The 19870-nt window shown below is 71.1% G+C and carries 14 protein-coding genes and 1 pseudogene; 6 read left to right on the top strand and 9 right to left on the bottom strand.

The window, feature by feature from the left end:
* The first annotated feature begins 157 nt into the window (after positions 1-157).
* From BGP73_RS16325 to BGP73_RS16300, 6 genes are all read left to right on the top strand, one after another.
* A complete protein-coding gene (locus tag BGP73_RS16325; protein ID WP_069815540.1) occupies positions 158-583 on the top strand; it encodes a Fur family transcriptional regulator in 426 nt (141 codons plus the stop codon).
* Positions 584-616: 33 nt separating this feature from the next.
* Positions 617-2080 carry a catalase gene (locus BGP73_RS16320; protein WP_069815538.1) on the top strand — a complete coding sequence of 488 codons (1464 nt, stop codon included), beginning with the start codon at positions 617-619 and terminating at the stop codon, positions 2078-2080.
* 121 nt (positions 2081-2201) lie between these two features.
* The gene (locus tag BGP73_RS16315; RefSeq protein WP_069815537.1) at positions 2202-2588 is read left to right on the top strand and encodes an ankyrin repeat domain-containing protein; all 387 of its coding nucleotides are present in this window, start codon (positions 2202-2204) and stop codon (positions 2586-2588) included.
* Positions 2589-2784: 196 nt separating this feature from the next.
* Positions 2785-3747 carry a zinc-binding dehydrogenase gene (locus BGP73_RS16310; RefSeq protein ID WP_069815535.1) on the top strand — a complete coding sequence of 321 codons (963 nt, stop codon included), beginning with the start codon at positions 2785-2787 and terminating at the stop codon, positions 3745-3747.
* Positions 3748-4283: 536 nt separating this feature from the next.
* On the top strand, positions 4284-6872 hold the full coding sequence (locus BGP73_RS16305) for a hypothetical protein (RefSeq protein WP_069815534.1): 2589 nt from the start codon (positions 4284-4286) through the stop codon (positions 6870-6872).
* 147 nt (positions 6873-7019) lie between these two features.
* Positions 7020-7550 carry a GNAT family N-acetyltransferase gene (locus tag BGP73_RS16300; RefSeq protein ID WP_069815532.1) on the top strand — a complete coding sequence of 177 codons (531 nt, stop codon included), beginning with the start codon at positions 7020-7022 and terminating at the stop codon, positions 7548-7550.
* 192 nt (positions 7551-7742) lie between these two features.
* On the opposite strand, the gene BGP73_RS16295 is transcribed toward BGP73_RS16300, so the two are convergent.
* From BGP73_RS16295 to BGP73_RS16255, 9 genes and pseudogenes are all read right to left on the bottom strand, one after another.
* A complete protein-coding gene (locus BGP73_RS16295; RefSeq protein WP_069815530.1) occupies positions 7743-8804 on the bottom strand; it encodes a PadR family transcriptional regulator in 1062 nt (353 codons plus the stop codon).
* 1 nt (position 8805) lies between these two features.
* Positions 8806-9761: pseudogene (locus BGP73_RS16290) on the bottom strand (DUF4097 family beta strand repeat-containing protein).
* Between the two features lie 100 nt (positions 9762-9861).
* The gene (locus tag BGP73_RS16285; RefSeq protein ID WP_069815528.1) at positions 9862-10041 is read right to left on the bottom strand and encodes a DUF6104 family protein; all 180 of its coding nucleotides are present in this window, start codon (positions 10039-10041) and stop codon (positions 9862-9864) included.
* Between the two features lie 278 nt (positions 10042-10319).
* On the bottom strand, positions 10320-14087 hold the full coding sequence (locus BGP73_RS16280; protein ID WP_069815526.1) for a multifunctional oxoglutarate decarboxylase/oxoglutarate dehydrogenase thiamine pyrophosphate-binding subunit/dihydrolipoyllysine-residue succinyltransferase subunit: 3768 nt from the start codon (positions 14085-14087) through the stop codon (positions 10320-10322).
* A 301-nt stretch (positions 14088-14388) separates the two neighbouring features.
* A complete protein-coding gene (locus BGP73_RS16275; RefSeq protein ID WP_069815523.1) occupies positions 14389-15489 on the bottom strand; it encodes a HAMP domain-containing sensor histidine kinase in 1101 nt (366 codons plus the stop codon).
* A gap of 77 nt (positions 15490-15566) precedes the next feature.
* Complete coding sequence (locus tag BGP73_RS16270) at positions 15567-16385, bottom strand: response regulator transcription factor (RefSeq protein ID WP_244501232.1); 819 nt, start codon at positions 16383-16385, stop codon at positions 15567-15569.
* 300 nt (positions 16386-16685) lie between these two features.
* Positions 16686-17405 (bottom strand): spermidine synthase, encoded by a 720-nt coding sequence (locus tag BGP73_RS16265; RefSeq protein WP_069815521.1) that lies wholly within the window; start codon positions 17403-17405, stop codon positions 16686-16688.
* Positions 17406-17725: 320 nt separating this feature from the next.
* Entirely contained in the window at positions 17726-18568 is an 843-nt protein-coding gene (locus BGP73_RS16260) for a lysozyme (protein WP_069815512.1), read from the bottom strand.
* Between the two features lie 410 nt (positions 18569-18978).
* On the bottom strand, positions 18979-19824 hold the full coding sequence (locus tag BGP73_RS16255) for a protein phosphatase 2C domain-containing protein (RefSeq protein WP_069815885.1): 846 nt from the start codon (positions 19822-19824) through the stop codon (positions 18979-18981).
* Positions 19825-19870: the final 46 nt, after the last annotated feature.

The following is a 19870-nucleotide window of genomic DNA, read 5'->3' as shown; positions in this document are numbered from 1 at the left end:
TGTGCGCTGGCCGTCTCCCCTGGTCGGGCACTCTCATCGGGGGTCGTACGGGCTCGGGGCGCACGGCGGCTCGTGGGCCGGCGCGTCGGGTCGGGTGTGCGCGGGGCCGACGAGGCCTTTACTTGACTAGTTCCAGAAAAGCTGGTTGGCTCCTGGCATGCCAACCATCGACGCCGTCGCCCTACTGCGGGGAGCAGCTCTCCGGGTGACCCGCCCGAGGGTCGCCGTGCTGACGATGGTCGCGGGTAACCCCCACTCGGACACCGACACCATCGCGACGGCAGTCCGCCGCGAACTGGGTTCGGTGTCGACCCAGGCCGTCTACGACGTCCTGCGGGTGCTCACCGAAGCGGGCTTGGTCCGCCGTATCGAACCGGCGGGCTCGCCCGCCCGGTTCGAGACCCGTGTGGGCGACAACCACCACCACGTGGTCTGCCGCAACTGCGGCGCCATCGCCGATGTCGCCTGTGCGGTGGGAAGCGCCCCGTGCCTCGATGTCCAGGACTCGCGAGGGTTCGTACTCGACGAGGCCGAGGTGACCTACTGGGGAAGCTGCCCGGACTGCCTTGCACGCGACGCGTGAGCACTCGACGAACGATCCGAAGAGGAGCGAGTCTTGCCTGAGAACAACCAGAAGCCGTTGACCACCGCCGCCGGCGCGCCGGTCGCCGACAACCAGAACTCCCTGACCGCAGGTGCCCGGGGGCCGATGCTCCTGCAGGACGTGTGGTTTCTGGAGAAGCTCGCCCACTTCGACCGCGAGGTCATCCCGGAGCGTCGGATGCACGCCAAGGGCTCGGGCGCGTACGGCACCTTCACGGTGACCAACGACATCACCCAGTACACCAGCGCGAAGATCTTCTCCGAGATCGGCAAGAAGACGGAGCTGTTCGTCCGGTTCTCCACCGTCGCCGGTGAGCGCGGTGCGGCCGACGCCGAGCGGGACATCCGCGGCTTCGCGGTGAAGTTCTACACCGACGAGGGCAACTGGGACCTCGTCGGCAACAACACCCCGGTGTTCTTCTTCCGCGACCCGCTGAAGTTCCCCGACCTCAACCACGCGGTGAAGCGCGACCCGCGCACCAACATGCGCAACGCCGAGAACAACTGGGACTTCTGGACCAACCTCCCCGAGGCGCTGCACCAGGTCACCATCGTGATGTCGGACCGCGGCATCCCGGCCTCGTACCGCCACATGCACGGCTTCGGCTCGCACACCTACAGCCTGGTCAACGCCGAGGGCGAGCGGTTCTGGGTGAAGTTCCACCACCGCACCCAGCAGGGGATCAAGAACCTCACCGACGCCGAGGCCGAGGCCCTGGTCGGCAAGGACCGCGAGTCCCACCAGCGTGACCTCTTCGACGCGATCGAGCGCGGCGACTTCCCGAAGTGGAAGCTCTACGTCCAGATCATGCCGGAGGCCGACGCCGACAACTACCGCTACCACCCCTTCGACCTCACCAAGGTGTGGTCGAAGAAGGACTACCCGCTGATCGAGGTCGGCGAGTGGGAGCTGAACCGCAACCCGGACAACTACTTCGCCGACGTGGAGCAGGCCGCCTTCACCCCGGCCAACGTGGTGCCGGGCATCGGCTACTCGCCCGACAAGATGCTCCAGGGCCGACTGTTCTCCTACGGTGACGCCCAGCGCTACCGCCTGGGTGTGAACCACCACCAGATCCCGGTCAACGCACCGAAGAACCCGGTCAACTCGTACCACCGTGATGGTGCCATGCGGGTGGACGGCAACCAGGGCGCCACGCCGGGCATCGAGCCGAACTCCTACGGCCGCTGGCAGGAGCAGCCCGCTTACCGGGAGCCGATCCAGGCCATCGGAGCCGTCGCCGACCGGTTCAACTTCCGCGAGGACGACGACAACTACTTCGAGCAGCCCGGCATCCTGTTCCGGAACATGTCGCCCGAGCAGCAGCAGGTGCTCTTCGAGAACACCGCGCGGGCGATCAACGGTGCCTCGGAAGCGACCATCGAGCGGCACATCGCCAACTGCACCCAGGCCGACCCCGCCTACGGCGAGGGCGTCCGCAAGGCGATCGAGGCGCTGGCGGCCGGCAACCTCTGAGCCTCCGCCGCCCGCGGAGCCCCAGGGGCCGCCCGGTGAACCCGGCCCCGGTGCGGCGCACGGCCACGTGCGCCGCACCGGGGCCGGACCGTGCCCGCAGAACGACCAGGAGAAAGTGACCATGGGCGAGAACGGACTGACTCCCGAACAGACCGAGCGTGTCGTGGCGATCGCCATGGACCTCGCGCGGGAGGGCGACACCGGGCAACTGGTGGAGTTCATCGACCACGGACTGCCGGTCGACGTGGCCGACCCGGCCGACAACACACTGCTGATGCTCGCGGCCTACCACGGCCACGCCGGGACGGTGCGCGCCCTACTGGACCGCGGCGCGGACCCGGACCGGCGTAACGCGCGCGACCAGGCGCCCATCGCCGGTGCGCTGTTCAAGGGCGCGGACGAGGTCGTGGCCGTGCTCCGCGAAGCGGGCGCGGACCTCGACGCGGGCACGCCGAGCGCGCGGGCCGCCGCCGCCATGTTCGGCAGGGAACACCTGCTGGCCGACTGAGCCCCAGCGCTCTGTCCGGGCGGCTCCCCGGACCCGACGGCCGGTGGGCCGGCCGGAGCGGTGCGGGAGTGTCAGTGCCCGGCGTGGTTCCGCCTCCCGCGGAGGCGTCCCAAGGGTTGTCCCGTGATCCCTGGTGCACCGCACGGCGTCAGACGCGGTGCACCAGGGATCACGGGACAACCCTTAGAGTCAGGGCATGTTCGCTGCCTATGCCGCACGTATCGACCGTGACGAACCGCTCGACGGCCTGAAGCTCGGTGAACGGCCCGAGCCGAAGGTCCCCCCGGGCTGGACGACCGTGCGGGTGAAGGCCGCCTCGCTCAACCACCACGACCTCTGGTCGCTTCGCGGGGTGGGCATCGGCGAGGAGTCGCTCCCGATGATCCTCGGCTGCGACGCCGCGGGCATCGACGAAGCCGGCAACGAGGTCGTCGTCTACCCGGTGATCGGGCTGAGCGGTCACGGGGTCGGCCCCAAGGAGCCGCGCTCCATCCTCACCGAGCGCTACCAGGGCACCTTCGCCGAGCGGGTCGCCGTGCCGGAATGGAACCTGCTGCCGAAGCCGGCGGAGCTGAGCTTCGAGGAGGCGGCCTGCCTGCCCACCGCCTGGCTGACGGCCTACCGGATGCTGTTCACCAACGCCGGGGTACGGCCCGGGGAAGCGGTCCTGGTCCAGGGAGCGGGCGGTGGGGTGGCCACGGCCGCCATCGCCCTGGGCAGTGCGGCCGGTCTGCGGGTGTACGCCACCAGCCGCGACGCGGCCAAGCGGGCGAGGGCCGTGGAGTTGGGGGCCGTCGAGGCGTTCGAGCCCGGTGCACGGCTGCCGCAGCGAGTGGACGCGGTACTGGAGACGGTCGGAGCCGCCACCTGGTCGCATTCGGTCAGATCGCTGAAGCCCGGGGGCACCTTGGTCATCTCCGGCGCCACCAGCGGTCCGAACCCGAAGACCACCGAACTCAACCGGATCTTCTTCCTGGAGCTGAAGGTGGTCGGCTCCACGATGGGCAGCAGGAACGAGTTGGCGGATCTGCTCGACTTCTGCGCCCACACCGGCCTTCGTCCCGTCATCGACTCGACCCTGCCGCTGGAACGGGCTCGAGAAGGGTTCGCGAAGATGGCCGGCGGGGAACTCTTCGGCAAGGCGGTCTTCACCGTCTGAACTGCGGGGCCCGTGGCCCGGACCACGGGCGCCGGGTGGTGGGATCGGGCGTCGAGCACTGCCCCGTCACTTCCGGCGGCCCCGCGCACACCCTGCGGAGGCGGTGTGGCGAAAGGCCGGGGGAGAGCCGAACTCGCCGCGGACCCAGCCGTTCCGGCGACGGGGCGGGCGTTGCGGCTGTCGCCGGGCACCCGTCCGGGATTACGGTACGGCCTCTCAGGGAATGAGGGGCCGACGCGCAGGAGTCGCGAGACGGTCCCACGTGTTCAGCTGAGGCGGGGTGTCGGCCGGCTCCGGGGCGGCCGACCGATCGCCAGGGGGAGCCAGCATGCCTTCGTTCATCCCACCGTTACCCAAGATCGAGTTACTGATCGATCAGTTGGAGCAGTTGCTCGTCCTGCCGGCCCGGGAACGAGGGCCGTCTCCGATGATCCTGCTCGACCAGATGGCGGCCGGCCGGGAGGCCGAGGAGATCGCGGACGGGCTGTGTTCCCGCTTCCGGGTCGGGGGGGCGGGCGCGCATTCCGTACGCCCAGGTGGCCGGCGCGCCGTCCGGTCCCCGCCGGGAGTGCGTCGGGGACCTCTTCGGGAAGCTGGAGGAGGAGCTGCGGCGCAACCGGCCCGGGGGCTTCGGCAGACTCCGGCTGCCGCAGTACAGCCTGATGTGCAGCGTCGTCGAGACCGACCTAATGGAGCGTCAGGTCTCGGTACAGGCGCGGGAGCTGCGGGACCGCTGCTACGCCGAGCGCCGCAAGGACTCCAACCTGCTCAAGGCGCTCGGTGTGATCAGCGGCGGCGACCAGCCACCGGACGGGTTGGCCGGCCTGGTCTGGTACTGGCTGCGGCAGCCGCTGTTCAACGTCCTCCCGCGTTGGCTCTACGGGCGACTGCAGGAGCGCCGGATGACGCGGAAGGGGAGCTGGTACCGGCAGTGGGCCCATCTCCAGGGCGGCATGGGCTTCTTCGAACACGCCCGACGGCTGTCGGACAGCGCCCAGGCACCGGAGGACGGCGCGGCCCGGCGCACCGGGAGCGGGCCGGAGGCCTCCTCGGCGGACACCGTCACCGGGGAGCCGCCGGAGGCCGGAGCCGCCGGCGACGAGTCCGGGGCCGAGCGCGCCGAGCGGTACGACAGGACCACCGACGTGCTACTGCGCGCGCTGCTCAGCGATCTGGAAGCGGCGTTCAAGAGACCCCGGCTCTCTCCATGGGGTCGGCGTCGCGGCAGCCGGTTCGCCCTGGTCCTGCCGCAGATCGGGGCGTACCCGGAGTGGACCTCGCGCCTCCTGGACCGCTTTCCGGCCGCCGTCGAGCAGACCGGCAGCACCGGCGTCCTGCTCGTGGCCGCGGTCCGTTCGGAGAACGAGGAGGCGGAGAGCTTCGTCGACGCCGCGGGGACGCTCAAGTCGTGGGTCGGCACCTCGGGCCGGGGCGGCGGTCGGGTGGTCCACGTCGGCGTGCACCCGCACGCACCGGACCCGGGCGCCGCGCGCTGGCTCAACCGCTACCCGGAGATCCAGCCGCGCCGGACCCACTCCGACGCCGCTCCGCGCCTCGAAGCGGCCCTGTGGACGGCGGTGGTCCTCGCGCTCCTGGCGGGCTCGGGGGTGTACGGGGTGAACCGGGCGCGGGAGCGCCACACCACCGAGTGCCTCGGTGGCACCACGACCGCTCCGACCTCGGGCGAGGTGCCCGCGGACCGGGACCCCAAGGACGTCTACAAGGAGATCCGCCGGCGGATCGAGCGGCAGAACGACGAGGCGGTCGAGGCGGCCAAACGGCCCGGTGTGGTCCTGCGCACGGTGATCTACCTGGGGGTCCCGGTGAGGGCCGGCTCCTGGAAGGAGGCCATGTACAGCGGGGCCATTCCGGAACTGCGGGGCATCGCCCTCGCCCAGGCCTCCCTCAACCGGGAGGCCGCCAAGGACGAGGCACACAAGGTGTGGCTGCGGGTGCGCCTGGAGGACGCGGGGGACCGGTTCTCGGAGGCGCCCGCGGTCGCCCGGAAGATCGTGGCTGAAGTCGACGAGGAACCGGACGGGCCGGAGGGCGAAGCGGGCGGCCAGATCATGGGCGTGGTGGGCCTGGGCCAGAGCCGCGAGGACACCATGCGCGCCAGGGACATCCTCGGCGACCACGGACTGCCCATGATCGGTACGGTCGCGACCGCGGAGGAGATGCTCCGGCATTCGATGTACCGGCAGGTGGCCCCGGACAACGGCCGCGAGGCCCGGATCGCCTCCGAGTTCTCTCGGCACGGCAACATCGTGGAGACCCGGCCCGGCCTCTGCTCACCGGCGAAGAAGGCGGTGGTGATCGCGAACCCGGACGACACCTACAGCGCCAACCTGAGCGAGAGGTTCGTCGAGGGTTTCCCCGCCGCCCACACGCTCTGGTACTCCCCGGGAGAGGGGCGCAGTGAGCACTCGGCCCAGGGGAGGAGCGACATCGAATGGGTACAGAACCTCTCCGAGATGGCCGAGAAGGTGTGCGAACGGCTCAAGGAGGAGCCGCGCACCGTCGTGTACTGGGCTTCGCGCTCTAACGAGTTCGGGGCCTTCCTCAGCGAGTTCGACGGCGGCACGGCCTGCAATGGCCGGGTCAGCGTCCTGGGCGGCGACGACCTGACCAACTCCGTCGTCGACGAACAGCGACCCGGTGAACGCCATCCCGGTGTGCGGCTCTACTACGCGGCGCACGCCCTGCCCAGGAGCTATCCGCCGAACGTCCGCGGTGAGGTGTTCAGGGACGACTACGCGGACGCGTACGGAGCCGACCCGTGGAGCGACGACGGGCGGGCCCCGCTGGCCTGGGACGCGCTCCAAGTGCTGGCCAAGGCCGTCAACACGGCCCGGCAGAGCGCCGGGAAGGCCGGTTTCGGCCGCGGCACCGTCCAGACGGCCCTGGTGAACGGGGTCGGCGGCGAGGCGGGGGTCCGGGGTGCCACCGGGGCGCTCGTCTTCGGCCGCAACGGCGAGGTGCCGGAGAACAAACGGCTGTTGATCCTCCGCCACACCAGCAAGGGCGCTGAGGTGGCCCTCGAGTGCGGAGCCCTGGACAGCGGGGTGGAGATGAAGAAGTGGGGTCCGGACAACCGGTACGACTGCCCTCAGGCCACGCCCTGAGGGCAGCCCCGGGGAGGCGGGTGGGAGCCGGCCGCCCGTCGCGTCGGTGAGGCTGCTCCGTACCGGGGGTGGACAACAGCCTCCAAGGCGGACGACGGGACCCAGCGGTGCCCGGCGCGATCGCCGGGCACCGCCTAAGCTTCCTCCGTGAACGACACCACGGACGGCATACGGATCAGACCAGGCAGCCTGGCCGACGCACCGGCCATTCTGCGGATGCTCGACTCCGCGGTGGTCTGGATGAACGCCCGCGGCAACACCGAGCAGTGGGGCACCACACCGCTCTCACAGAAGCCTGGTGGGGTGGCGCGGATCGAGCGGTACACGACCGAACTCACCCCGTACATAGCGGAGTTGCACGGAGGGCCGGTCGCAGCCATGGTGCTGGGCTCCGGGCCCGACCCGAAGATGCCGATCGCGCCGGCCGGGGAGCCCGAGCGCTTCGTCCGGCTGCTGGTCTCCGACCGGCGGCACGCCGGTCTGGGCATCGGGGCAGCGCTGCTGGCCCACGCCGCCGACGAAACCCGGCGCGCCGGCCCGGAGTTGCTGCGGGTCGACTGCTGGGCGGGCGGCGGGGGTGAACTGGTCGCGTTCTACGAGCGCAACGGTTTCACCCGCACCGACCGTTTCCTGTTCGGTTCGTGGCCGGGACAGGTGCTGGCCCGGCGGGTCGTCTGACGGCGGGGACAGGGCACCTGGCCTGGCGGCCCCGAGGAAGACACCCCGGTGGCCGGGAACCGCTTCCGCCCACCCCGACTGTCCGCCCACCCTGAGTCGCGGCCGGTCCTCAGCACCGCCCGCCGCGGCACCGGCGCGGAGGAGAGCCGGTGCCGCGGCGGAGTGGACGGGGCGGCCCGTCGGGGCGGCCCCTCAGGGTTCCGGCGTCCGCAGCAGCGCCTCGACCCGGGCGGCAGCCGCCGCCAGGTGGCCGCGTGCCTCCCGCAGTTGCTCCTCGGAGACTCCGCGGTCCCGGGCGATGTCCCGGATGTCGTCCCGGAAACGGTCCAGCAGCCTCTCGAGGTCGCGCACCGGGTCCTCGGACGCTGCGCCGCTCTCCTCCGCCCACTCCGGGAGGGGCGTCTTGGTGAGCGGCACCCCGCTGCTCTCGCCGCCCTGGGACCACCGCTCGCCGTCCGACGGCTGCCGGGCCGCCGACGGCTCGTCAGCACCCTCGGCCTCGCCGAAGACTCCCCCCTCGGCGGAGAACTTCCGCATCTCCTGGCTGAGCTCGGCGAGTCCGGCGCGTACCGCGTTCTGCCAGTCACCGGCCCGGACGTGTTCCTGGGTCTGCTCCTGGAGCCGCCGGGCGACCCTGAGCACCTGCTCGCGCGCCTGCTGCTGAGCCGCCTTGGCCTGACTGCGGGCCCGCTCGGCGTCCTGCTGGGCCCGCCGGCTCTCCTCGGTCGCCCTGCGGGCCTGTTCCCGCCACCGGTCCTTCGCCCGGCGCAGCTCCTCCTTCGCCTCCCGCCAGGCCTCCTTCTCGCCCAGCGGTGCGCCGGTCCCGCGCCCGGTCCGCTCCGACCGCGCGGACCTCCGGGTTCCGGCGCGCGCCGCCAGTACCGCGGCGCGCATCTCCCGGCGCAGGTCGTTCGCCGAGCCGTGGACGTCCGCCCGGATCTCGGCCGCCAGCTCGGAGACCGACTCGCCGATCTCCAGCTCCAGTTCTGCCAGCTCGTCCTGCCGCTCGGTGAGTTCGCTGTGGCCGGCGTCGGTGAGGGAGTAGATCTTGCGGCCGCCCTCCGTGGTGTGGGTGACCAGCCCCTCGCTCTCCAGCTTCGCCAGCCGCGGATAGACCGTGCCGGCCGAGGGGGCGTACAGGCCCTGGAACCGCTCCTCCAGCAGGCGGATCACCTCGTATCCGTGGCGCGGGGCTTCGTCGAGCAGCTTGAGCAGGTACAGGCGTAGCCGGCCGTGGCCGAAGACGGGAGCCATCTCAGAGCACCTCTCGATCCGTCGGGGCGGGGTGGGCGTCGGCCTCCCGGGGGGTCGTCGGCGGGGCCGGTGTGTCGCCCGGACCGGGCGGACCCTCCTGTGGTGAGCGGACTCCGCCTCCGGGCTCGTCGATGTCCTCGGGCGCCGGGCGGCGCAGCAGGGCCAGAGCGCCGGAAACGGTGGTGGCCTTCACCAGGCCGCCCCCCGTGCCGAGGGTTCCGCTGATCCGTTTGGCGCCCCACTGCTCGGTGATGCGCAACTCGTCGAAGTCGTTGGAGAGCGGCCCCCGGGTCACGTTGGCCTCCACCCGGGCGTGGGTTCCGGCGGGCAGTCGCAGCGCCACCTCCCCCGAGACCGTGGTGAGGCTGAGGTTCGTGTTCCCGTCGGAGGGCGCCAGGTCGAGCACCATGTCACCGGTGACCGAGTCGGCGCGCACCCGCGAACCCGAACCGTCGAGGAGTGTGAGGTCGCCGGAGACCGACTTGAAGGACAGGTCGCCGGTCACCGCCTGGGCCTCGATGAGTCCGGACACGGTGTCGGCCCGGACTCCGCCGTCCAGGCCGACGAGCGTGCTGTCTCCGGAGACACTGCGCAGGTCCGTGCCGCCGGTGATCCCGGAGACGACGGCGCAGGCACCGACGACCCCGACCTCGACCCGGGCTCCGGCCGGTACCGCGACGGTGACCGCCGCCCGGCCGTTCCAGCTCTTCCCGTCGATCCAGCGCAGGAAGTTCTGCCAGGGCACGTCCCGGTACCCGATGGACAGTGTGCCGTCCTCAAGGCTCACCAGCAGTGGTGGTCCGGACAGTTCGGAGATCTCCACCCGTGCCGGAGTGTGGGCCTGGCGCCGACGACGTTGACCGCCCCGTCGATCACTCGGATCCGTACCGCGTCGACGGACTCCTCGAGAGTCAGGGTCCAGGGTTCTTCGACAGACCATTCATGCCGTGCCGACATGGCCTGACCTCCTTCGGTCGCTGGCGATGGCAGCACACAATATATCGCGAGTTTTGTCACCGCGATATATCGTGCCGAAGAAAACCCCGCCTCCTCCCGGCTACTCGTCGTCCTCGTCGTCGAGCCGGGCCAGCCAGGTCGCCAGCCGCTCCACCGGGATCTCGAAGTCGGGGTTGAGGTCGACGAACTCGCGCAGCCGCTCCGAGAGCCAGGCCAGCGACACCTCCTCCTCGCCGCGCCGGTTCTCCAACTCCTCGATACCGCGGTCGGTGAAGTACAAGACGTGCTCCGAAAGGCGTTGACGGACTGACGGACAGCGCGACGGCTCGGCGCCGCGGCGCGTGGGCCCCGTGCGGGACCGGGGAGCCGGTGGCGCGGGTAGGGCCCAGGATAGGCACCCGCGCCGGCTCGTCCCGCACCGCAGGGTCCCGGACGACGACCCTGCGCCCGACTTGCTTGCTGAACCGGGCACCGGCTCGGCGGGCCAAATGCGAGGGGCCCTCGCGCACTGCGCGAGGGCCCCTGCCAGCCGTCGTCCGACGAGGCTCCGGCGGACCGTCAGGCCTCGAAGACCTCGTCGATCAGAGTCGCCTGCTCCGCCAGGTGGCGCTTGTTGGAACCGACCGCCGGCGAGGAGGAGCGGGGCCGCGAGATCCGGCGCAGCCGCTCGGCCGGAGGCAGACCGGCACCCACCGAGAGGTCGAGGTGGTCGATCAGGTTGAGCGCGATGAACGGCCAGGCACCCTGGTTCGCCGGCTCCTCCTGGGCCCAGACGTACTTCTCGACGTTCGGGTACTTGGCGAGCTCGGCCTGGAGCTCCTTGCCGGGCAGCGGGTAGAGCCGCTCGAGGCGGACCAGCGCGGTGTCGGTGACGCCTCGCTTCTCCCGCTCCGCCGCCAGGTCGTAGTAGACCTTGCCGGAGCAGAAGACGACCTTGCGGATGGCCGACGGTTCCACCGAACCGGACTCGACCATGGTGTCGCCGATGACCGGGCGGAAGCCGCCGCTGGTGAACTCCTCCACCTTCGAGGCCGCGGCCTTCAGCCGGAGCAGCATCTTCGGGGTGAAGACGATCAGCGGCTTGTGGTGCGGGTTGTGCACCTGCCAGCGCAGCAGGTGGAAGTAGTTCGACGGCAGGGTCGGCATGGCCACCGTCATGTTGTTCTGCGCGCACAGCTGGAGGAAGCGCTCCGGGCGGGCCGAGGAGTGGTCCGGGCCCTGGCCCTCGTAGCCGTGCGGCAGCAGCAGCGTGACACCGGAGGTCTGGCCCCACTTCTGCTCCGAGGAGGAGACGAACTCGTCGATGACGGTCTGCGCGCCGTTGGCGAAGTCGCCGAACTGCGCCTCCCACAGAACCAGGGCGTCCGGGCGGGCCAGCGAGTAGCCGTACTCGAAGCCCATCGCCGCGTACTCGCTGAGCAGCGAGTCGTAGACGTTGAAGCGGGCCTGGTCCTCGGAGAGGTAGAGCAGCGGGGTGTAGTCCTCGCCGGTCTCCCGGTCCAGCAGCACCGCGTGGCGCTGGCCGAAGGTGCCGCGGCGCGAGTCCTGGCCGGCCAGCCGGACCGGGGTGCCCTCCATCAGCAGCGAGCCGAAGGCGAGGGTCTCGCCCATGGCCCAGTCGATCGTGCCGTCCTCGATCATCGAGACCCGGCGCTGCATCTGGGGGAGCAGCCGCGGGTGGATCTCGATCCGCTCGGGGATGTTGGTCTGGGACTCGGCGATCCGCTTGACCACCTCGTGCGAGATCGCGGTCTCCACGCTGACCGGGAACTCGGCCTGCGGCTCGGGGACCGCCGGCGCCGATGGGGCGTCGGTCGCGTCGCGGACCTCGGTGAACACCTTCTCCAGCCGCCCCTGGAAGTCCTGCAGCGCCTGCTCGGCCTCCTCCAGGGTGATGTCGCCGCGACCGATGAGCGACTCGGTGTAGAGCTTGCGCACCGAGCGCTTCTTGTCGATCAGGCTGTACATCAGCGGCTGGGTGAAGTGCGGGTTGTCGGCCTCGTTGTGACCGCGGCGGCGGTAGCAGATGAGGTCGATCACGACGTCCTTGTTGAACGCCTGCCGGAACTCGAAGGCCAGTCGGCCGACGCGGACCACGGCCTCCGGGTCGTCGCCGTTCACGTGGAAGATCGGCGCCTCGATCATGCGCGCCACGTCGGTGGCGTACATCGACGAGCGGGAGGCGGTCGGGGCGGCGGTGAAGCCGACCTGGTTGTTGATGACGATGTGCACGGTGCCGCCGCAGCGGTAGCCGCGCAGCTGCGACATGTTGAGCGTCTCGGCGACGACCCCCTGGCCGGCGAAGGCCGCGTCACCGTGCAACTGCACCGGCAGGACCGTGAAGTCGGTGCCGGCCTTGCCGATGATGTCCTGCTTGGCCCGCGCGATGCCCTCGACGATCGGGTCGACGGCCTCCAGGTGCGAGGGGTTGGCGGCGAGCGAGACCTGGATCTGCTCGCCGTCCAGGCCGATGAAGGTGCCCTCGGCGCCCAGGTGGTACTTCACGTCACCGGAGCCGTGCATCGACTTCGGGTCGAGGTTGCCCTCGAACTCGCGGAAGATCTGGGCGTAGGACTTGCCGACGATGTTCGCCAGGACGTTCAGCCGGCCGCGGTGGGCCATGCCGATGACGACCTCGTCGAGCCGGGCCTCGGCGGCGGCGTCGATCACCGAGTCGAGCAGCGGGATGACGGACTCGCCGCCCTCCAGCGAGAAGCGCTTCTGCCCGACGTACTTGGTCTGCAGGAAGGTCTCGAAGGCCTCGGCGGAGTTCAGCCTGCGCAGGATCCGCAGCTGCTCCTCACGCTCCGGCTTGTCGTGCGGGCGCTCGACCCGGTCCTGGATCCACTTGCGCTGCTTGGGGTCCTGGATGTGCATGAACTCGATGCCGGTGGTCCGGCAGTACGAGTCGCGGAGCACCCCCAGGATGTCGCGGAGCTTCATCGTGGTGTGGCCGGCGAAGCCGCCGACCGCGAAGTCCCGCTCGAGGTCCCAGAGCGTGAGCCCGTGCTCGGTGATGTCCAGGTCGGGGTGCTTGCGCTGCTTGTACTCCAACGGGTCGGTGTCGGCCATGATGTGGCCGCGCACCCGGTAGGAGTGGATCAGGTCGAAGACCCGGGCGGCCTTGGTGACGTCGTCGTCGTGCGAGACGTCGATGTCCCGGAGCCAGCGCACCGGCTCGTAGGGGATCCGCAGGGCCTTGAAGATCTCGTCGAAGAAGTCGTTCTCGCCCAGCAGCAGCTGGCTCATGATCCGCAGGAACTCGCCGGAGGCGGCGCCCTGGATCACCCGGTGGTCGTAGGTGCTGGTGAGCGTCATGACCTTGGAGACGCCGAGCTTGTTCAGGGTGTCCTGGGAGGTGCCCTGGAACTCCGCCGGGTACTCCATGGCGCCCACGCCCAGGATCAGGCCCTGACCGGGCATCAGCCGCGGCACGGAGTGCACGGTGCCGATGCCGCCCGGGTTGGTCAGCGTGGCGGTGGCACCGGTGAAGTCGTCCATCGTCAGCTTGTTGGCGCGGGCCCGCTTGACGATGTCCTCGTACGCCTGCCAGAACTCGAAGAAGGAGAGCGTCTCCGCCTTCTTGATCGAGGGGACGACCAACTGGCGGTCGCCGTTCGGCTTCACGAGGTCGATCGCCAGGCCGAGGTTGATGTGCTCGGGCTTGACGAGGGTGGGCTTGCCGTCCTTCTCGGTGAAGGAGTAGTTCATCGCGGGCATGGCCTTGAGGGCCTGCACCATCGCGTAACCGATCAGGTGGGTGAACGACACCTTGCCGCCGCGGGCGCGCTTGAGGTGGTTGTTCATCACGATGCGGTTGTCGAAGAGCAGCTTCACCGGGACCGCGCGGACCGAGGTGGCCGTCGGCAGCTCCAGCGAGGCGTTCATGTTCCTCGCGACGGCGGCGGAGGGGCCGCGGAGCGTGACGTGCTCGGGACCCGCCGCGGGGGCCTCACCGTCCGCCTTCTCGGCGGGCCGGGGCTTGGCGCTGGTGGGAGGCGGTGCCGTCCGGGCGGCGGGCGCCTTGGGCGCCGGCGGAGCCGCGGCCGGCTTGGCGGCGGGCTCGGGGCTCGCCGGCTCGGCCACGGCGGGAGGAGCGGCCTGCACCTGCAGGGCGGGGTCGGCCTCCGTCCCGTTCTCGGTGCCCGGCTTGTAGTCGGCGAAGAAGTCCCACCAGGCTCGGTCGACCGAGTTCGGGTCCTGGAGGTACTGCTGGTAGATCTCGTCGACGAGCCACTCGTTGGGGCCGAAGGCCGTGGCTGGGCTCTTCGCCTGCCCGTCTTCGTCGGTCGAGATGCTCGAGGTCTTGGGGGACTGTGGCGACACGGCGCGAACCGCCCTCTTCCGCTTCCTAAAGGTGGTGGACAGCGGAAACCAAGGCTACGCCTTCCGGCCGCTCGGGTGCAGGCCGGAAGGCGTAGTCGTCGCGCAAGTCACACTCGCAGGAGGGTTTCGCGACCATAAATGGCGGGAAACACCAGGGATTCCGCGCTGTCGGGGAACGACGTCCGGCGGCGGCGGCCCACTGGCCGCAACCGTTTCGGATGCCACCCTTCAAGAGTGATCAAAATCACTCGCCAGAGAGCTCTGCTGAGCACTTCCGGGTGCATCTGATAGCGACCATACGTCAATGTCGCGCCCGGCGGGCTCCCGGAAGGGTGACTCGAATCAGACAGCCGAGTGAGGATTCGGCCACCCCGATGCTGCCGCCGTGCAGATCCACCGCCCAACGGGCGATGGCCAGGCCCAACCCCGTGCCGCCGTCGCTTCCCGGGCCATGGGGGGTGGAGACGCTGCCGCGGTTGAACCGCTCGAAGATCCGCTGCCGTTCGGACTCCGGGATTCCGGGTCCCTCGTCCGACACCTCCAGCACCAGGCTCCCGGCCGATTCCCCGCGCCGGGCCCGGACCGTCACCCTTCCGTGTGGCGGACTGTGCTTGACCGCGTTGTCCACCAGATTGACGACCACCTGGTGCAGCCGCTCCGCGTCCGCGTGGGCGGTCAACTCCGGGGGGGAGACGTCCAGATGGAAGTGGACGTCCCCACGGGCGTGCCCCTGCGACAGGCCGGCGCCCCCCGTTCCCTGGCCGCGGGCCGCCGCCGCGATGCTGGCCTCCTTCAACACCCCCGAGAGATAGGGCCAGACCTCGAAGGGCCGCGACCGCAGCTCCACCACGCCGTTGTCGAGACGGGAGAGGTCCAGCAGCGTCTCCACCAGCCGTCCCAGCCGCTCCGTCTGCCGCAGCGCGGTGCGCATGGTCTCCGGGTCGGGCTCCGACACCCCGTCGACGACGTTCTCCAACACCGCCCGGAGCCCGGCGATCGGGGTGCGCAGTTCGTGTGAGACGTTCGCCACCAGCTCCTTGCGGTGCCGGTCCACCGCCTCCAGGTCGGCCGCCATGTGGTTGAACGCTGCTGCCAGCTCGCCGAGTTCGTCCCGCCGCTGGGCGCGGACCCGCCGGCTGTAGTCGCCGGCGGCCATCGCGGTGGCCACGGCCTTCATCTCGTCCAGCGGGGAGGTCAGCCCGTGCGCCACGAACTGCATGATCAGCATCGTGGCGATGATCGAGAAGATCGTGACCACCCGCAGCTCGGTGGCGGTGTGCAGGGCCATGAAGACCAGCAGGGTGGTGATCGTCACCGAGACGATCACCAGCGCGCCGAGCGCGGCTTTGACCGACCGGTACGGATCCAGCGGCCGCAGCCACTCCCACAGCCTCGCCCACATCCCCGGCGCGGAGCGGCCACCGCCCCCCGCCAGGCCGCCGCTCCGGGGCGGGGGGGCGGTCCGGCGCCGCGGGCGGCTCACGGCGTGGGGGCGGCGGGGGTCTCCAGGGCGTAGCCGACGCCGTGCACGGTGCGGATCCGCTCGGCGCCGATCTTGCGGCGGAGCGCCTTGATGTGGCTGTCGACGGTGCGGGTCCCGGAGGCGTCCGCCCAGTCCCAGACCTCCGCGAGCAACTGCTCCCTGGAGAGCACCGCGCGGGGGGTGTTCGCCAGGCAGACCAGGAGGTCGAACTCGGTGGGCGTCAGGTGCACGTCCTCGCCGCGGACCCGGACCCGCCGCTGCGCGTGGTCGATCTCCAGCTCACCGAGGCGGAGCAGCCCGTTGCGCGGGGTGTGCGCGGCCTGCGCCGCCCGCTCCACCCGGCGGAGCAGCACATGGACCCGGGCCGCCAGCTCACGCATGGAGAACGGCTTGGTCATGTAGTCGTCGGCACCGACCCCGAGGCCCACCAGCATGTCGGTCTCGTCGTCCCGGGCGGTCAGCATCAGCACCGGGACGGGGCGCTGGGCCTGTACCCGGCGGCAGACCTCCAGCCCGTCGAAGCCGGGCAGCATGATGTCCAGGACGAGCAGGTCCGGCTGCCAGGCCTGCGCGGTGTCCACGGCGGCGGGGCCGTCCCCGACGGTACGGACCTGGAAGCCCTCGGCCCGCAGCCGCACGGCGATGGCGTCGACGATGGTGGGGTCGTCCTCGACCACCAGGATCCGTCTCTGGGCCCCGGGGGCACCCCCCGAGGCCGAACCCGGTGCGGCGCTCGGCGCCGGCACGGCCCCCGCTCCCGCCCCGAGCCCAGCCAGCACCGCACCGCTGTCCGAGCCGTTGTGTTTGTGCTCCATCGACCGCCCCTGCCGTCCCCGGTGTTGCCAACCCGCCAGTGCCGCCGGTCCGCGGGGCCGTCCGCCCCGTCGAGGCGCCGCACTGATGTCCCTGCCCGGGGAGGCCCGCCCTGTCGCGGGACCCGGCACGCGCGCTCGCCGCGGCGACCGGAAATCCTGGTAGCTCCGCTACGAGGGTCTCCGGCCGGCTTGCGATCACACGCACCGGAACCGCTTCTCAGCGGGCGCACCTCTCCGGTTGCGGCACCAGTCTGCCCGGCTCTGCCGGGAAGCAGCGTACGATCCCGGCGGCCGTCTCGGCTACGCAGGGCCGCGAGCGAGATGAACCGCGTCCGGGACGCCTCGGGCGACCGGGATCTCCTCGGTCCGCACCTGCTCGAATCCGGCGCTTCGCAGCGCCTCCTCGAAAGCGGGCGAGGGCCGGGCCGACCACACCGCCAGCACCCCGCCGGGGGCGAGTCGGTCACGGCAGGCGGCCAGGCCCGCCGGCCCGTAGAGGCTGTCGTTCTCCTCGGTGACCGTCCAGTCCGGACCGTTGTCGATGTCCAGGCAGATCGCGTCGTACCGCTCGGCCGGTGCGCCGGAGGAGCGGGGGCGCCCCTCCGCGCCGTCCAGCAGGTGGTGTACGAGGTCGGCCTGGCGGAGTTCGACCCGCGGGTCGGTGCGGGCCGCTCCGGTGATCTCCCCCAGCGGGCCCGTCCGGTGCCAGTCGATGACCGCCGGCTCCCGCTCGATGACCGTGATCCGGCTCCAGCGGGGCTCGGCGGCGGCGTGCGCCAGGGAGAAGCCGACCCCCAGACCGCCGATCAGCAGGGTGGGGGAGGGGCGGTCGTCGGGCAGGGCGGTGAGCGCCGCGGCCACGAGCAGCCGCTCGGAGCGGCCGTCCGAGGTGTCCATCAGGAAGCACCCGTTGGCGATGATCTCGAAGCGCCCGGCACCACGCTGCCGCAGCACCACCTCGCCGTGCGGCCCCTCCCGGCGGTCGAGGGTCACGGGGATGTCGTCGGCTGGGCGAAGCATGGGGTGGCGGGTCCTTCTACGCTGCGGCGGCGCTCGGTTGCCCGAGGCCTTGAGGACCGGACCGTACACAGGCCGCCGCCCGGTCTCAAACGGAAAGCGCCGCCGACAGGGTGGGCGAACGGGGTCCTGCTCCGCGCGCCGCTGCCCGCCGGGGAGGGGACCGGTCCGGTAAGAGCCGGCGGGCCGGCTCCTGGTCGCCCTCGGCGGGCAGCGGTTCGGCCCCTCCACGGCGCCGGGGGCGCTGTGGAGGGGCCGAGGAGGGTGCCGGTCGGCGCCGATGGTCGGTCGGCGCTCAGGCTGTCGCGCCCCGTTCTGCCGGATCAGCCGTTGGCGAGGGCCTGCAGACGGTCCATCGCACCGTTGAACTTGTTGTGGTCGCCCACGGTCGGCCCGGTGGAGGTGTACTGCCAGAAGGTGTAGAAGCCCCAGCCGTTCGGCAGGGTGCCCGGTGCGGAGGCGTAGCGGGCGATCCACAGCGGGTTGGTGTTGCCGAAGCTGCCGTTGTTGCCGGTGCACTGGGTCCACCAGTCGGTGGTGGTGTAGATGACCGCGTCGCGCCCGGTGCGGGACTTGTAGGTGCTGGTGAAGTCCTTGATCCAGTTGACCATCCCGGCCTGGCTCAGCCCGTAGCAGGTCGCGCCGTAGGGGTTGTACTCGATGTCGAGCACGCCCGGCAGGGTCTTGCCGTCCTTGGACCAGCCGCCGCCGTTGTCGACGAAGTAGTTGGCCTGCGCGGCACCGCTGGAGTCACTCGGGTTCGCGAAGTGGTACGAGCCGCGGATCATCCCGATGTTGTAGGAGCCGTTGTACTGCTGGGTGAAGTACTCGTTCTTGTAGTACGTGCCCTCGGTGGCCTTGACGTAGGCCCACTTGACACCGCTGTTCCACAGCGTCTGCCAGTTGACGTTGCCCTGGTGACCGCTGACGTCCACCCCTTCGATGGTGGCCGCGAGCGAGGGCGCCGGGGTGCCGCCGGCGAGGCCGCCCTCGTGTTCGACGATCGTCGAGCCCATCGAGGCGTTGCGCTCGGGGGCGGGGGCCGCCTTGTCGGCCGCCGAGGCCGCGCCCGGCATGGTCAGGAGAAGGGAGAACATCGCGACGGCGGCGCCGGCCGCGGTGACGAACGTGCGGCGGAACGAGGAGCCGGATCTTTGCACGGGCATGCCTGCCTCCGATGGCGGTGGGGGGACGTTGAGCATGGGTTGACGCTTGGTGTGCCCATGCCAGAAAAACGCTACGCGCGTTGAGGCGAGGTGGGAAGAGTATGGCGCTCCCGCCGGAGGTCTACTCCTGAGTAATAGGGCGGCCAACTGCGACGACGGCGCTCGCTGAAAGAAAATTTCACTTTGAAGGAAAACTCGCGGGGCTCTGACGAGGGGCGAAACGCCGCTTGCCGTCGCCGAGGGGTCCGAACCCGTGAGGGCCCGCGCAGTGGTATGGACCGCTTCCCGGCGGGTGAACCCCGACCATGCGCCGTCCCGTCATCCGCGGTGGACCAGCGCACGGCCTCGGGTACTGAGAGCGCCACAGTTGACGCCGTGCGCCCGCCAGGGATCACGGCGCTGCGCTCTGTCTAGAACTCGATCAGCGCGGCGCTGGCGTCGTCCTGCGCCTTGCCGCGCGGGAAGTCCGTGCGGTCGGCGTCCGCCCGCTCCGCCGTGCGCACCCGCCCGACCAGACCGGCCGGCCCCTCCCGGAGCAGCAGCGCGAAGCAGTCCGCCCAGTCACCGGCGCCGAAGACCTCCACATAGCGGCTCGCGCCGTCGGTGAGCGCGGCCGCTGCCCGCACCCGGTCCCGCCGTACCCAGCCGGTGACCGCTCGCTCGGCGACCGAAGGGTCGGCGGCGGCGGTGAAGAAACCTCCCTCGGCGTTCCGCAGCGCCTCGACGGCCTGGGTGTACTCCGCGGTGGCCGCGGCTCGGGCCTCCGAGCCGCGCGGCAACGCCCGCGCGGCCTCGCCGGCCGCCCGCACCTCGGCGGGGAGCCGGTCGAGCCGGTCGTCCAGCACCGCGGTGACCGCCCCGTCCGGCCGCTGGAGGAGCAGGGCGGAGTCGGAGAGCACCAGGTACTCCAGCCGTTCCTCGTCCCAGCGGGCCGCGACGGCGGTCGCCTGCGGAGTTCTCGGGTGAGAAAGGTCACAGGTCGTACGGTGTGCGGCGGCGGTGCGGTCGATGGCCTCGGTCAGGGAGTCGGCCAGTGTCCGGTGCCGCCGCGAAGCGGACGATTCGAGCATGGCGCCCCCGAGGGCGGTGGTGAACCAGGGCACCCCGTGCCGGCACCCGTCGTCGCCCGCCGGCGGTGTCACGCCGTCCAGGAGCACGAGAACTCCCCCGCGGCCGGAGGCGGGCAGGGCCACGGACACGTAGTCCTCGTTGGGCTGTGCGGGGTCTCCCGGCTCCGTGGTGAGTTCGACGCGCATGACGATCAGTCTGCCCGAGCAGGCCGACCCGCCGGGGTTGGCCATG

It is taken from the genome of Streptomyces sp. TP-A0874 (genome assembly GCF_001748085.1).
Lineage (GTDB): Bacteria > Actinomycetota > Actinomycetes > Streptomycetales > Streptomycetaceae > Streptomyces.
The sequence above is the reverse complement of the archived record's forward strand: the minus strand, read 5'-3'. Positions and strand labels throughout refer to the sequence as shown.

Excerpts from the sequence above, each read along its gene's own strand:
- BGP73_RS16265 (WP_069815521.1), bottom strand. The coding sequence starts at position 17,405 with ATGCTTCGCCCAGCCGACGACATCCCCGTGACCCTCGACCGCCGGGAG.
- BGP73_RS16315 (WP_069815537.1), top strand. The coding sequence starts at position 2,202 with ATGGGCGAGAACGGACTGACTCCCGAACAGACCGAGCGTGTCGTGGCG.
- BGP73_RS16295 (WP_069815530.1), bottom strand. The coding sequence starts at position 8,804 with ATGGCTCCCGTCTTCGGCCACGGCCGGCTACGCCTGTACCTGCTCAAG.
- BGP73_RS16270 (WP_244501232.1), bottom strand. The coding sequence starts at position 16,385 with ATGGAGCACAAACACAACGGCTCGGACAGCGGTGCGGTGCTGGCTGGG.
- BGP73_RS16310 (WP_069815535.1), top strand. The coding sequence starts at position 2,785 with ATGTTCGCTGCCTATGCCGCACGTATCGACCGTGACGAACCGCTCGAC.
- BGP73_RS16260 (WP_069815512.1), bottom strand. The coding sequence starts at position 18,568 with ATGCCCGTGCAAAGATCCGGCTCCTCGTTCCGCCGCACGTTCGTCACC.
- BGP73_RS16325 (WP_069815540.1), top strand. The coding sequence starts at position 158 with ATGCCAACCATCGACGCCGTCGCCCTACTGCGGGGAGCAGCTCTCCGG.
- BGP73_RS16275 (WP_069815523.1), bottom strand. The coding sequence starts at position 15,489 with ATGTGGGCGAGGCTGTGGGAGTGGCTGCGGCCGCTGGATCCGTACCGG.
- BGP73_RS16255 (WP_069815885.1), bottom strand. The coding sequence starts at position 19,824 with ATGCGCGTCGAACTCACCACGGAGCCGGGAGACCCCGCACAGCCCAAC.